12 protein-coding genes are annotated in these 14466 nt (G+C 48.4%); 11 read left to right on the top strand and 1 reads right to left on the bottom strand.

What is annotated here, in order from left to right; all coding sequences use genetic code 11:
• The first annotated feature begins 644 nt into the window (after positions 1-644).
• The 11 genes from VN23_RS10020 (at position 645) to VN23_RS09970 (ending at position 13628) form a co-directional block, all read left to right on the top strand.
• Positions 645-1559 (top strand): glycosyltransferase family 2 protein, encoded by a 915-nt coding sequence (locus VN23_RS10020; RefSeq protein WP_197433077.1) that lies wholly within the window; start codon positions 645-647, stop codon positions 1557-1559.
• Between the two features lie 6 nt (positions 1560-1565).
• Positions 1566-2339, top strand: a complete 774-nt coding sequence (locus VN23_RS10015) for a polysaccharide biosynthesis/export family protein (RefSeq protein ID WP_046351237.1) — start codon at positions 1566-1568, stop codon at positions 2337-2339.
• Complete coding sequence (locus tag VN23_RS10010; RefSeq protein ID WP_046351238.1) at positions 2336-4306, top strand: exopolysaccharide transport family protein; 1971 nt, start codon at positions 2336-2338, stop codon at positions 4304-4306. The genes VN23_RS10015 and VN23_RS10010 overlap by 4 nt, the downstream gene beginning before the upstream one ends.
• A gap of 9 nt (positions 4307-4315) precedes the next feature.
• A complete protein-coding gene (locus VN23_RS10005) occupies positions 4316-5515 on the top strand; it encodes a glycosyltransferase (RefSeq protein WP_046351239.1) in 1200 nt (399 codons plus the stop codon).
• Positions 5502-6791 carry a cellulase family glycosylhydrolase gene (locus tag VN23_RS10000; protein WP_046351240.1) on the top strand — a complete coding sequence of 430 codons (1290 nt, stop codon included), beginning with the start codon at positions 5502-5504 and terminating at the stop codon, positions 6789-6791. Before VN23_RS10005 ends, VN23_RS10000 begins: the two co-directional genes overlap by 14 nt.
• Positions 6791-8059, top strand: coding sequence for a glycosyltransferase family 4 protein (locus tag VN23_RS09995; protein WP_082752914.1), 1269 nt, complete (start codon positions 6791-6793; stop codon positions 8057-8059). Before VN23_RS10000 ends, VN23_RS09995 begins: the two co-directional genes overlap by 1 nt.
• Positions 8043-9149, top strand: coding sequence for a glycosyltransferase family 4 protein (locus tag VN23_RS09990; RefSeq protein ID WP_046351241.1), 1107 nt, complete (start codon positions 8043-8045; stop codon positions 9147-9149). Before VN23_RS09995 ends, VN23_RS09990 begins: the two co-directional genes overlap by 17 nt.
• A complete protein-coding gene (locus VN23_RS09985; RefSeq protein WP_062654871.1) occupies positions 9149-10549 on the top strand; it encodes an O-antigen ligase family protein in 1401 nt (466 codons plus the stop codon). Before VN23_RS09990 ends, VN23_RS09985 begins: the two co-directional genes overlap by 1 nt.
• The gene (locus VN23_RS09980) at positions 10546-11367 is read left to right on the top strand and encodes an acyltransferase (protein ID WP_046351243.1); all 822 of its coding nucleotides are present in this window, start codon (positions 10546-10548) and stop codon (positions 11365-11367) included. The genes VN23_RS09985 and VN23_RS09980 overlap by 4 nt, the downstream gene beginning before the upstream one ends.
• Positions 11368-11387: 20 nt before the next feature.
• Positions 11388-12800, top strand: a complete 1413-nt coding sequence (locus tag VN23_RS09975) for a lipid II flippase MurJ (RefSeq protein ID WP_046351244.1) — start codon at positions 11388-11390, stop codon at positions 12798-12800.
• Between the two features lie 162 nt (positions 12801-12962).
• Positions 12963-13628, top strand: coding sequence for a substrate-binding periplasmic protein (locus tag VN23_RS09970; protein WP_156455174.1), 666 nt, complete (start codon positions 12963-12965; stop codon positions 13626-13628).
• Positions 13629-13681: 53 nt separating this feature from the next.
• Here the strand turns inward: VN23_RS09970 and VN23_RS09965 are convergent, their stop codons facing one another.
• Complete coding sequence (locus tag VN23_RS09965; protein ID WP_046351246.1) at positions 13682-14416, bottom strand: dienelactone hydrolase family protein; 735 nt, start codon at positions 14414-14416, stop codon at positions 13682-13684.
• Between the last annotated feature and the right edge of the window lie 50 nt (positions 14417-14466).

The following is a 14466-nucleotide window of genomic DNA, read 5'->3' as shown; positions in this document are numbered from 1 at the left end:
ATGCTGGTGGGGTGTTTTAGCGCTGATTGTGGATGATCGGCTTATTGCCTATCATTTTTCTGTGTGAAATGATGCGATTTTTCTGTGCTTTACATTGTTTTTATTGGATTTTTTGTTGGTAATTTGCCGATAGATGGCACTTTTTGTATTTATTTTATTTATTGAGTAGCGACTAGGTGAAAATCTAGTCGCTATTTTTTTGATTTTTTATTTATTGTTTAAGAGGTGATTGGTATTTGACTTTTTTATTTTTTGGTACTTTCTTTATGCGTAATCAATTTTCTTTTAATGTAAACCAATGAAAATGTGTGATTAGGTTCACATGTTTTTTTGATTGTTTATTTTTTTCTTTCGCTATGGTTTCTTGCTTATTACGCTGTGCTTTTTATTAACATTAGAAAATAATAATTTTCTGTTTTAACTGGTATTGATGATATTGTTTTATTTGCTTGTTGTTGATGGGTTTAATTAATTATTCGTGGGGTTTTTCAGTGTATATAAGGTGAATTTCTATTTTTTGATTTTAGTGTTTCTTGCTACATTGGTAGCTAAGTATTTAATGATTTATTAAATATTATTTAATTGATTTTTTATTTATTTTTGAAATATTTTCAATTCTTACGTTACGTGTTGGAATTAATATCATGATTCGTACTGCGCTTATATTGCCTGTTCGTAATGCGGGGCCCTACTTGGATCGTTTGCTGCCTGCTTTGGCAGAACAAACGCTTAAGGTTGATGAGTGGTTTGTGATTGATAGTGAATCTTCAGACGATACCGTGGCGCGTTTTTCTGCGGCGGGCGCAAGAGTGAAAATAATAGACGCAAAGCAATTTAATCATGGCGGCACAAGAGAGTGGGGGCGTAAGCAGCTTGATGCCGATATTATTATTTATATGACGCAAGATGCGATTCCTGCTAATCCGCATGCCTTGCAGAATTTACGCGATGCTATTTTGGCTGATGACTCGATTGCCGCAGCGTATGGCCGTCAATTGCCAAGATTAGGCGCTGATGTGCTGGAGGGGCATTCACGCAGTTTTAATTATCCTGCACAAAGCCGGACTAAACGTTTAAGTGATGCGCCGGAATTAGGAATTAAAACATGTTTTAGTTCGGATTCATTTGCGGCCTATCGCAATGCGGCGCTTGATGCCGTTGGTGGCTTTCCTTTGGACATTATCGGCACTGAGGACGCTTATGTGGCGGGAAAAATGCTATTAAAGAATTGGGGTGTTCGTTATGAGGCCAGTGCAGAGGTTTACCACTCTCATCACTACACCCTATTGCAAGAGTTTCGCCGTTACTTTGATATTGGGGTGTTTTATGGCCGTGAATCATGGATAGGCGAGCTTTTTGGCAAAGCAGGCAGTGAAGGACGACGATTTCTTGCATCAGAGCTGGACGCTTTATCGCGTGCCGGGCAGGGCTGGCGTCAACCGGAGGTCATGCTCAGGGTGGTGTGCAAGCTGGCAGGCTATCGTTTGGGGCATATAGAAAAATATTTACCTCGCTATGTAAAACGCCATATCGGCATGTTTGCGGGCTACTGGAAATGATCGTTTATGAAAAATAGTGCCGTGCTTTGCATGCTTTTATTCTGCTTAAGCGCTTGTTCCACACCGAGTAGCCTGTTATTGCCTGAGCAAAGTGTTTTAGACGAGCGCCGTATTGAGCTTCATGACATCAGTCAACTTCCCCCTCCGGTAACCCGAATTATGAATGGGGACACCCTCAGAATTGTGAGAGATGCACAAACGCCTGCCGAAAATGACGAAATGGTTTTGTTCTTTGTTCGCCCGGATGGCACATTTTCCTATCCTTTTGTGGGTTTGATTCAGGCCGCTCAACGCTCGCCTGAAGAAGTTGCTAAGGAAATCAGCGATAAATTGTTGGCTATTTATCGTTATCCCAAAGTCACGGTCAATATCGCGATTGCGCCAGGAAACCGCGTTTTTGTTGGCGGTGCGGTGCGTAACCCTTCGGCTTTTGAATTAACAGCTGCAGCCAGTATTGAGCAGGCGATTATTGGCGCGGGCGGTATTTTGCCCACCGCAGATAGCGAGCATATTGCTTTACTGAGAATGGATGCCAAAGGTTTGTATCATGTTTACTTTACTGATTTTAGCCAGTTTTTGCTGGCTAAACCTCAGCGCCGCGGGGTGATGCTACAAAGAGGTGATATCGTTTTTGTGCCTAAATCTGCTTTAGGCAATGCCATTGAAGGCGTGGATTTGTATTTTAACCAGCTGATTCCTTTTTCTAAGGGAATCGGGATTGGGTTTAGCTACGATTTGAGTAAAAGCTCAGGCTCGAATACCACGGTAACACTGCCATGATAGAAATCCGCTCTTTTCGCGATATTATTCGCCTGTTTTTTATTTTTAAAAGAGAGTTTCGCTGGGCTTTTATTGCTACCGTTGTTTTGATTGTCTTGGGGGCTTTTCTTTTGCCTTCCCGCTATGTTTCTGAATCGCGTCTGCTCGTGAAGCCCGGTAGGGCGATGAGCACGGTACCGATTGAATATAGCGATAGACAAACACTGGTTGCTCCCAGCACCCAGCGTGACCCGATCGTTGACGAAGAAAAAATGCTAACTGGCCGGCCGATTATCCGGCAAGTCGCTGAATATTATTTAAATGAAGTGAACGACACTTCTGAAAAAAATGGCTGGAAACTGATTAAGTTTTATATCAAAAAAGGCGTGGGCAGCATCATTGATGGTGTGCGCTCTATTTTGGTATTTATTGGTATTTCTGAAACGCAAACGCCCTTGGATCGTTTAGCCAGTAAATTAGAAAAGCAATTTACCGTAGTGCATGAGGCAGGCTCATCGGTAATGGAAATCAGCTTTACCTGGGATGATCCATTGATTGCACAGCGGGTGGTCAATAAGTGGATAGAGGTTTATCAAACTGAGCGGGGTAAAAAATTAGCCAATGACAGCCTTTATGGTTTTTATGAAGTAGAAAGCCAGCGTATCGCTGAGCAAATAGCGGCTAATAAAACCAGAATTTCTGAAAAATTAAAAGAGATTGATGGCATAAGCAGTAAGGAAAAATTAGAAAGCCTGACCGATAGAATTAATAGAGTATCGGCACAGCGGGCGGAAGCTTATGCTGAGCAGCAGGGTTTAGAGAAAAGCATAATGAGTGCCAGCCGCAGGGCGGGCGATTTGCCGCAGGAAGTCAGCAAGGAGCGTGAGCTGGGTTTAAATCCTACTCAGCAAGATTTAAAGCTTAAATTAAGTGGTTTGGTATTAGAGCGCTTAGATAAATTAAAAAATTATCAAGATCAAGCTCCGCCGATTTTGGAGCTTAATCGCAGTATTAGCGCGCTTAAAGAGCGTATTGCCGAAGAAAAAGAAAGCATACAGCGCTCTGAAAATCGCGTACCTAATGAATTAGTCACTATGCTAAAGCGCTCAGCACTAGAGCGTGATACGCGGGTGAGTGAGCTAAAAGCGCAAATGATTGCTTATGATGGGGAATTATTGAAGCTTAAACAAGAAAGGCAGCGCATTTTATCTATTGATCCGGAGCTATCTGGTTTAGAGCGTGATTTATCAGTAGCAGAGAAAAATTATCGGCTTTATATCGATAGCTTAGAAAAAGCTCGTATCGATAGAGAATTAGATAATAGCCGCATCAGCAATATTGCCATTATTGAGCAAGCTACTTTTACCCCTGCGCGGGTTTTTCCTAAAAGCTTAATGATGTTGTTTATGGCGCTGCCAGCAGGTTTGGCTGTGGGCTTATTTGTGGTGTATCTCTGCTATTTATTAGATCAGCGTATTCATGATGGCGGCAGAGTAAAGTGCCATTTTGGCGTGCCTTTATGGACGACGGTGATGGAGCAGAAAGACAGCGCTTTATCCGCATCTTTTGAAGCAAGTATTTACCGGTTATATAGCCAATTGCCCTTGGCAACGCTTAAAGATCAGGGCTTGAATATTGGAATGACTTCTTCACGGCATGGCGAAGGGGTTGGGTTTCTGATCGGCCAATTTCAGCGTATTTTGAACGAGCGGGGCATTCCTAATCGCATGGCCGATGATGAATGTGCTCATCCGGGCGAAGTGGTTTTGATTGATGCATCGGCCTTATTAAGTAACCAGGCTGCTTTTGTTCGCCTTAAGCAGGCCGATTTAATTCTATTGGTGGTCGAGGCTAGGCAATCCACGGTGCCTATGGTTGAAAATACGCTGTCTATTTTGAATACGGCGTTTAAAAAAGTAGATGGCATTATTATTAATCGTCGGCAATTTGAGATTTCCTCCGGATTACTCAGCCGTATTTCTCGCTAAAGGGGTTTTATGCGTATTGCATTGATTGCGCCCCTGCCACCAGAGCAAAGTGGGATTGCTGATTACGCAGATGCGTTTCAAAATTATCTATGCCAGGAAGGCGTAGAGATGGTTTTGCCTTTTAAAGGTCAGCGTTTGGGCAGTACAGCACAGCAAATTGATGCGCAGATGCAAAGCATTCATTGGCAGGATATGGATTTAGTCCATGCCGAGTTAGGTGGTGGGCGTAATGGTGAGTTTTTGGCTTTGGAATGGCTGGCCCGGCACCACCCCTTGTTGCCCTTAAGCGCCACTGTGCATGATCCTGAGCGCTTAATCTGGCGGCCGCTGGGCTGGCCTAATATGCTGAGTCAATATCTGCCACGTCGTGCTTATCAGGCGTTGGTCTTGCTGTGCGATCCCTGGACATTGGCGCGTGAGCGCCGCCTAGCCACAAAGCTAACCATTTTAATCACCCTAACGGCTTTAGGTGCGCGTCGCTTAGCTTTACGTATGCGCTTGCCCGAAGCAAAGGTGCAGCAAATAGCGCATGGCAATCAGATTATTGCTCCTTTGGCATTACCCCTGTTGCCGCCGCATGGCCCTTTAAAGTTGCTGTATTTTGGATTTATTTATCGAGGCAAAGGGATTGAAGATTTAATTGCTGCGTTGGCTTTATTGATGGCGCAGCGCCCGGCAGCGCTTGTGGAGCTGACCCTTGCAGGGGGTACGGCACCAGAAATGACCTTTGCGAATGGGCCATCTTATTTAGATGAATTAAAAACGCAATTGCAAGCAGCAGGCTTGCCCGCGCATATGGTGAGCTGGCAGCTGGATGTGCCAACTGCAGAGATTGTGCCGCTGATTCAGTCGCATCACGCCCTGATTTTGCCCTATCAGGAATCTAAAAAACTGGCTTATCTGGGGCAAATGCGTGGCACCAGCGGCGTGCTGTCCTGGGCTGCAGCATGCGGGCGAAGTGTGATTAGCTCGGATGCACGCTCTTTTGCAGAAGAAGTTTCTTTTGGGAACGGGGCGGTTTACCCCCAAGGTAATACGGAGGCTTTAGCTGTACTGCTGTTGCAATTGCTGGATGAGCCAGAGCTGTTAGTACAAAGAAGCGCAAGTGCAGAGGCCTTGGGCGTAATGCGCCGCTGGCCTCATACTGCTCAGCAGTTTAAAAAATTATTTGCGGGTCAAAAGCAAGGAAAAACAAATGCGCTTGATTGATAGCTGCCTCTTCGCCGCCTTGTTGGCTGGCCCGGCTTGGGGGGTAGAAAACAAGCTGCTCTCTTCAAAGCCTGTGATCTGGCGTGATTTTCTAGGTGTAAATGCGCATTTTTTATGGTTTAGCCCGCAACAAGCTGCTCAACAAATGGATAGCCTGCGCGATCTGGGGCTGGAGTGGACTCGCGTTGATTTGCATTGGGATAGGCACGAAGCCAAAGAAAATGAGTATTTATTTAAGCCGATTGATAATGTGGTGGATGCTTTAAAAGAAAAGCAGTTGAAATCCGTGTTTTATTTAGTAGGCTCAGCCCCCTTTGCCAGCAGTGCGCCTGCTTCGGCGAGTAATAAAGATCAATACCCTCCAAAAGATAATGAAGTGTTTGCGAAGCGTATGGGGATTTTGGCGCATCGCTATCCATCTGTGGATGCTTGGCAGATCTGGAACGAGCCTAATTTGCCTAGCTTTTGGCGGCCCGTTGAAAATGCAGCCGATTACGGCAGGCTTTTGCAATCTTCGGTGCGGGTGTTAAAGCAAATTGCACCTAGCAAGCCCGTACTGATGGCGGGGATGGCGTATTACAGCCAAATGCCGGTCAAAAAGGGTTTGATGCTGGAAGAGCTGGGCAAAATGGGCGCGCTGGGCTTAGGCGCGGTGGTGGCTTATCACCCCTATAGCCAGGAACCGGAAGGCGATGAGGTGAAAGAGCGCGATTTTATTTTGCGCTCTAAAGAAATAAACCAGCGTTTACGTTCCATGAAAGTGCCGGGAATTTGGGCGACTGAATGGGGCTGGTCCAGCTATGCCGGCCCCAAGGAAGAGCAAAATATCATTGGTGAGGCGGGGCAGGCAGATTATCTTTTGCGACGTCTGGCCTTGATGAGTGTGTCTGATTTTGATCGGGTATTTTTATTTGCTTTATCTGATCTGGACAGCCGTGCCGGGGTTCGGGATCGCAGCTATGGGCTTTTAAATTTGCAAGGCAAGCCCAAGCCTGCTTATACCGCTTTGGCGCGGTTTTTAAAAATTAGCGGGCCCAAGCTTTTGCCGGGTGAAGCGCCTGCCTATAAAGGATCGGTGGAGGGCCTTTATAGCATTGCCTGGAAAAAGCCCGACGGCACGCATCTCTGGATGTTCTGGGCCAATCAGCCCGGTAAGCTGGAGCTTGCTACGGCGGGGGAGATCACGCTTTATCAGCCTTTAACTGGGGCTAAGACGGCACTGAAATCATCGACTCTTGCCGTAACGCGTCAATTGCAAATACTGGAATGGCGCTGATGGTTACTTCAACGAATGCATCTCATGCGATCAGTGCTGTTTTGCTTTCTTCTGCGCATACCCCATTAAACATCCTTTGGGCCTTACCTTATTTGCCGTGGCCAACCACCAGCGGCGGCAAGTTGCGTCAATATCATTTATTGCGCACGCTGGCGAATCGCGGGCATCGCATTACCTTGCTTGTGCAAAGCAAAGAGCGGCTTTTGCCTGAAGTAAAAGCACATTTAGAAGGCATTGTTGAGCGGCTAATTGTTTTGCCTCGCCGGCCTTTAAAACACCCGCTTACGCTAGCCGCTGCTGCATTTGCTCCCTATCCCTTATTGGCCAGTGTGAATGGCTTTGCGCCTAAGCTGGAGCGTGTATTTGCCGCACTTTTAGAAAGTGATTGGGATGTGGTGCAAATTGAGCATAGTTATGGCTTGCAGCCTTTTTTGCGGCAGTTACAAGCTAAAAACCAACCCTTTTTACTGACTGAGCATAATGTGGAATCCTCGCTTGGGGCGGCTACTTATCAGCAAATGCCTTTCTGGATGCGGCCCTATGTGTGTTTTGATCAATGGCGCTACCGCCGTTGGGAAAAACAAGTTCTGGTTGCGGCAAAGTGTGTGGCTGCGGTGACGCCTGAGGATGCGCTGCGTATGGCGCAAATTGCTCAGCGTAAAGTCGATGTGGTGATTAATGGTGTCGATACCGCCGCTTTTGCCCATGTACTGCCCGATTTAAACAGCCAGCGTATTTTGTTTATTGGTAACTTTGAATACCCGCCGAACCGGGATGCTGTGGCATGGAGTTTGGATGCAATTATGCCCAAAGTATGGGCAGAGCGGCCCGGTGCGCGGTTTGTGATTTGTGGCTACGCCATGCCTGAAGCATGGCGCGTACGCTGGCCAGATCCAAGAATCGAATGGTGTGGTTTTGTGCCTGATTTAACGCTGGAGCAGCAGAAATCAGCGCTCTTTTTAGCGGCCCTGCGCGAAGGTGGCGGCTCTAAGCTAAAAGTGCTGGAGGCTTTAGCCGCAGGTCTGCCCTTGGTGAGTACCTTGCAAGGCGTTTCAGGGCTGGCTTTGCAGGCGGGGCAGGATTATAGCGCGGGGCAAACGGCCTATGAGCTGGCTCAGGCGGTGATTGATCTCTTGGATAAAGGCGAGGCCGCACGTGAAATGGCCGAGGCGGGCCGCCGCTACGCCTGCCAGAATAATGATTGGCAGATCAGTGCCAGCCAACTTGAAACTCTTTACCAGAAAATAAATCATGCGGATCGGAATTGATTATCGCCCGGTAACGGCAGCGCCTTATTCGGGGATTGCCCGGCAAGTATTGGCGCTGGAGCAGGCGTTACAAGCCGTGGGCGAAGTGCAACGTTTTACCGCAGCGCCTGTAGATCACCCCCATCGCCACATTGCGCATTGCCCAGTAGCGGCCAGCCCAGCCCATGGCTTGCATCGCCCGAGTGAGCGCGTGAAGTTTGAGCTTGGCTTTTTGCCGCAGGCCATTAAAGCCAGCGAGCTGGATGTGTATATTGCAACGGCCAATACCGGCTTGCCGGTGTGGCAAACGCCAGCCGATACCCGCTATGTTTTGCTGCTGCACGATGTGTTTCAGCTCACGATGGATAATCATCACGGTAGTCGTTTAAAAGCCATGGTTTATCGGCAAATTGACCGTGTTGGAATGAGCCGTTCGGTGGCGCTAGCCGATGCGATCTGGACACCCTCACGCTTTACGGCCTCAGAAGTAGCCAGATTGTTTCCGCAGGCTGCTGCAAAAATTGCGGTGCTGCCTAATGCCGTGCCTGGCGTATTGCCTGCTGAGCCATTGACTCTGCCAGCGGGAATTCCGGCGCAATACTGGCTGGTGGTGGGCACACGTGAGCCACGTAAAAACATTCCTTGGTTTGTGGCCGCTTGGCAGGTGGCTCGCCAGCAACAAAGCAAGGTGCCACCCTTGGTTCTGGTGGGGAATATCAATGATTTGCCTGTGCCTCAGCGCCATCTGGATGGCTTGATCGTTATATCAGGAATTAGCGACGCTGAATTAATGGCGCTTTACGCCCGCACTGCTTGTCTTTGGCAGCCCTCCTTGGCTGAAGGTTTTGGTCTGCCGGTGATTGAGGCGCTGGCTCAGGGCGCGTCGGTGGCGGTTGCCCGTGGTTCGGCGCTGGATGAAATTACCCCGCCAGATTTCCCACGTTTTTCTCCCTACGATAGTGAGGCTCTACAGCGCTTGATGCTGGATTTAGCGCTGATGCCTCAGGTAGAGGATCTCTCTGCCCGGCAAGCTTGGGCGGCACGTTTTGCGATGCCTGTATATAGCGAGCGAGTAGGGCAGTTGCTTGCGGCCTTGCAGGGATTCGCTTGATGAGTCGGCTGCTGCTGGCGTTGTTTTGCGCGCTGGTTTTTTCTATTCTTTTCACTTTTACTTCGGCGGCTACCATGGTGCTGGCCTTAGTAGCTATTGTGCTGGCGCTCAATATTGTAAGGCTGCCTTTTTTGGGGCTGATTCTATTTGGTTTTGTGGCAACGTTTATTCCCTATAGCACAGTCAATCTAGGGATACGCGTCACGATTTCCGAGGCGCTCCTGGGCTTGGTGTGGCTAGGGGGTTTTTGGCAAATGATGCAAGGTCGTTTAGCTTGGCAGTTTGGCAAAACAGAGCAGCGCTTACGCTATTTAATGTTTTACAGCGCGCTGCCATTTTTACTCGGCCAGCTCATCATGAGTGGCGCAGAAGGCAACGGCCCGGTGAACTGGGTGCGATGGTTATTAAATTTATCACCTTTATTACTTTTTCCCATTTTGGTTGACAATGGCTTTCGCCGCGATCAGCTCATTGTTTCTCTGCTGTTGGGCTCATTAGTGATGTTGTTGCTATCGGTGGGGATGTTTTTAAAAGATCACGATGCCAATACCTTTATTGTGGTTTTAGAAAAGCTGAAATACGCTCATCCTGAGGCGGTTAAAGATATTTTTTCGGCTAATTTTTCACGCATGGCGTCCCCTTGGGTGCATCCGAATTTAACAGGCGGCGTGCTGGTTTTATTTCTGCCGCTGGCTTTTTTTTATGCGCTGGTGCAGCAAGGCTGGCGCAGGTTGCTGGGGTTTAGCGTGGTGGCGCTGGGGGCTGCGGGGTTGTTGTTTAGTAGCTCACGCGGAGCGATTGTGAGTTTGGTCTTGGTGCTCTTGTGGCTCACCTCCTTCCGAGTGCCCTATGCAGGGCGGGTGATCGGTGTAGCGCTGGCCTTAGGGCTTGCCTTGGTGCTGTTTTATCCGCCATTGCAAGCACGGCTGGCAACGACTTTTTCAAGCAGTAATGCCAGTACCGAGATCCGCATGGATGAATACCGCCGATTTCCTGAAGCCATGGCGCGTTATCCCTTTGGAATTGGCTTTAAGGTTGACCCGCCACCGCCTAAAACTAATTTACTGGGCATTTCTAATTTATGGCTCAACTTTATTTATAAATTGGGCATCCCCGGCATGTGGTTGTTTATTGCGGTTACGCTGGCATGGTGGCGCGAGTGCAGGCCACAGGCCAAATTAAGCGAAATGAGCCCGGAACGGGGCATCTGGATCGGTTCGGGAGCAGGGCTGCTGGCGGCATTGCTTACTGGCCTGTTTGATCATTATTACAGTTTTACCATGGTCTTGATTGCGCTTTTCTGGCTGATGATGGCGATCAATCTTCAGTCTGCACGCAGCTTGCGGCAAAGCCAAGATCCGTTGCTGGGTGACTCGCCCTATAGGAAAACAGAAGCATGAGACATCGTATTTATCACTCCACCGCGCTGCGGGCCCGTTTAGAAATTTACGCGCAACAACTAGGTGTTTCTCTTGGGGAGCTTACGGATAGCTATGACTGGATGCTCGCCAATGAAGTGGCTTTTGAAGAAGGCGACGAGGCCAACCCGCGGGTATCGATTTGTTCGGTGAATATTGAAACGCGGATCGATCCTCCTTTGGCTCGGCGTTTTTATGCTCTGCTGCGTGATGAAATCCCTACCACGCTGGTTCCCCTCTACGGCATTAATTGGCCCACTTTTAAAGACCGCTGGCTGCGGGCTTGGGAGCAGTGTTACAACATATTGATTAATAAAATCCCCAGCCACCATTTGCGTCTGGCCTGGCTGCGTCTGGGGGGGGCTAAAATTGGTAAAGGCTCGGCGGTATGGCGCACTACAGAGATCATAGGTGTAGAAAACTTGGTGATTGGCGACGATAGCTGCATTGCATGGCATTGTCAGATTGATGCACGTGCAGGGCTGATTATCGGAGACCATGTGGCGGTAGCCTCGCATGCCAAAATTATTGCCGGTGGCCATGATTTAACTTCGCCCGAGTTCTGGTCGGTGGCTGCTCCTATTTATATTGAGGATTACGCATGGATTGCCACAGGCGCTTTCATTGCCCATGGTGCGCGCATTGGCCGTGGTGCTGTGGTGACAGCTAATACGCTGGTTAGCAAAGAAATTGCCCCATATAAAATTGTGGGTGGCTCGGGAGCCAAAGTGATGGGCGAGCGCCCGCATGATTTAGCTTATAAAGTGGGCGGTAAAGGCCTGTTTACGTTGTTTTATTAAGGATAAGGCCATGTGTTGCTGTGCTGAGTAGTACGCTTTTACTGACCTTAGCCACGCTGGCGGGCTTGTTTGCGGGCTTTGCCCGTGAATGGCTGCTGGTGGCGGATTGGGGCGCGGGGGCGCGAACAGATGCTTATCTGGTCGCGCTTTTTTTGCCAGAGGCATTACGTACCATGCTGGCAGGCGGTTTATTGTCTGCTGCTGCTTTGCCTTTGTGGCAAGCACAGCCCGTCCAGACACAGCTTTACTGGCTGGCTGGGCAAGTCAGGCATTTTTTATTGCTGGGGCTGGCTCTGGCGCTGGGCATCACGCTGGGTGCGCCCTATCTGGTGAAAATGATCGGGCTGGGTTTATCGGCAGCAGATGGTTTGCAAGCCACGCAGGCTTTACGTTATTTGGCATGGGTGATTCCGGGTTTGTTTTTGCAGGCGATACTGACGATCCCCATGCAGGCAAATAGCCGTTTTGTACTGCCGGGGCTTGGCTCCTTATTGTTTAATTTACCAGTCGTGATTTATCTGGGCTTAGCCAAAAAAGATGCCGACCCGATTACGCTGGCCCAGTGTTTTATCCTGGGCAGTATCCTGATGGTATTGCTGCTCTTGCCGCCTGTTTTGCGCATGGGCTGGCGGCCTTGGTATCGCGCCTCGCGTGGCGACAATACCGCGGTATGGCGGCAACTTTGGCCGCTATTGAGCAGCAGTGCAGCCAGCCAGGGCCTCACTCTGCTTGAGCGGCTAGTGGCGTCTTTTCTGGGCGAGGGCTCCATTACCCTGCTCAATCTGGCGCGTAAACTGGTCAATATTCCACTGATTGCCCTGATGAGCTTGAATCAAGTCTTGCTGGGCAAAATGAGCGGCGAAGGGGCTATTGCCAGACGCAAAATGCTCGATACAGGTTTGCTGCTCTGCACATTATTAACGCTGCCTGCTGCCGTGGGCCTAATTGCTGCTGCGCCTGCCTTAGTCGATTTACTTCTCCCGCATGGTTTAGCGCTGGGGCCTTTGCCTGCGTTATTGGCTTTATTTGCCGTGTCTATTGTTTTTGGTGCGTGGAATGCGCTGCTCGCCCGCTATTACTATGCCGCAGCGGACACCCGCACACCGTTAATTTGTGAGCTGAGTGGTAGCGCCGTGCAAGCTGTACTTTTGTTGTGTTTGCCGTATCTATGGGGAATCTGGGGGATTGCCGGGGCGGTGATGGGTGGGGTATTGAGCACGGGGTGGATGCTGTGCCGCTATATCGATCAGGCCCTGCTTAGGGATGTTATCCGGTGGGCTATGCTAGCGCTCTTGTTGTGTGCACTGGCAGGTTTTGCATGGGCCGCACCTAGCTATATGGCTCAGCTGAGTGTGGCCGCGATCAGCGCGCTGTTATTGTTTATTTTTGGGGCTTATCATTTAAAAAAGAAACTGAGCAAAATAGAGGTATAAAAATCAGAGCTAAACACTATGCTGATATTCGAAGCATCCAAACGGGTGCAAAAGGGGCTGTATTCGGTTCAGTATCGGGTTTAGTGTGAGGCGATTGTGAAATTACTACTACTTATTTTGTTTTTTCCTTTTTTTGTATTAGCAGGCGAGCCGCTTATTTATATGGATGATAGTTATTTTCCTGTGATTTATAAGGATAAGGAGGGGCAATCTGCAGGGGTTTTGTATCAGTTATTACAGCATCATGCGAAAATAACGGGTACAAAATTAGAGATTGAGCATACCTCGTGGCGAAGAGCTTATGAGTTTGCATTACAGGGGCGTGGTGGTGTAATTGGTTTATCTAAAACCTCGGCGCGATTAGCCTTGTTTGATTATTCAGATCCTCTATTTGACGACAATATTAATATTGTTGTGAAAAAGGGCCGTGAATTTCCTTTTGGCAAAATAGAAGACTTAAAAGGTAAATTGGTCGGTGTCCATCTGGGGGCAAGCTATGGCGAGGTCTTTGATCAAGCCGTTGCGAGTAAAATATTGAACGCTGATGTGAGTGCAATGCCGGCCGTGAGGTTGAAAAAATTACTTCATGGCAGAGTGGATTGTGCTTTGGTTGGGAGTGGCCAAATTGGTCTTGATAGTATTGTGGATGCAGACCCGGAGTTAAAAGCCAATAAAGCGCAATTTGTGATTTTAAAACAACCGCTGGTTAAAGATACTTTATATCTTGGCTTTGCAAAGAATATGAATATGCTTAAGTATTTGCAATTGTTTAATCAATCTATTGCCGATGCCAAACTTAAAAAAATTATTCCTGAAACCAGTGATTGAAATTTTTTATTGTGTGCACCACTGGTTATTTAACAAGGAGTGCTATAGCGCACTTATAGGCAGCGGCCAAATAAATCCAGAGCTAACTGGTAGCCTCGCATCGCCAATTGCGCGTCATAGCGAAGGCCTTCATCACGCATAAAAGCATGCTGACCATTCACTTCGTGCCAGCTGAAATTAAGCCCAGCTTCGCTCATCTTTTGATAAACCAAGGCACGGCCTGTAGCGGGGATGTGCGGATCTTGCTTGCCCCAGAACATCATCAATTCGCCAGAAATATCTGCCAATTTATCCATGCTGTGTTGGCCGGGCTGGTTTGGAATCGCATTGGAATGCAGGTCTGTTGCGTAAAAGCAGGCAGTGGCTTTCACTTGGGGCTGCAAGGCGGCGCGAAAAGCTAAGTGGCCACCAATACAAAAACCCATTGCGCCAATTTGCCCATTACACCAAGGCTGATTGGCCAGCCATGTAATCATGGCTTGATTGTCACTGTCGTAGCCTTCTACTGATTTACTCGCCTTGTCGCCATTACCCTTATCGCTGCCCGCCTGATCATAAGCGAGCACTGTGCCGATGGGGTTTAGCTCATGGAATATCTCAGGCACGATAACCGCATAACCATGCCCCGCCATGAGCCGCGCCGAGCGCTCAATCGGGCCGGTTTGTTGAAAAATCTCTGAATAAAGCAAAATCGTCGGATAGGCTTTATCGCCTTCAGGGCGATGCACATAAGTGCGCATCATGCCGGTTGGAGTAGGCAGATCAACAACGTGTTTCTGAATAATCATGGTTTTTCCTGCGTGTAATATAAAAACCAAAAAGGTCTGTACCTGCAGAC

It is taken from the genome of Janthinobacterium sp. B9-8 (assembly GCF_000969645.2).
Classification (GTDB): Bacteria; Pseudomonadota; Gammaproteobacteria; order Burkholderiales; family Chitinibacteraceae; genus Iodobacter.
This window is presented reverse-complemented; position numbering and strand designations above follow the sequence as displayed.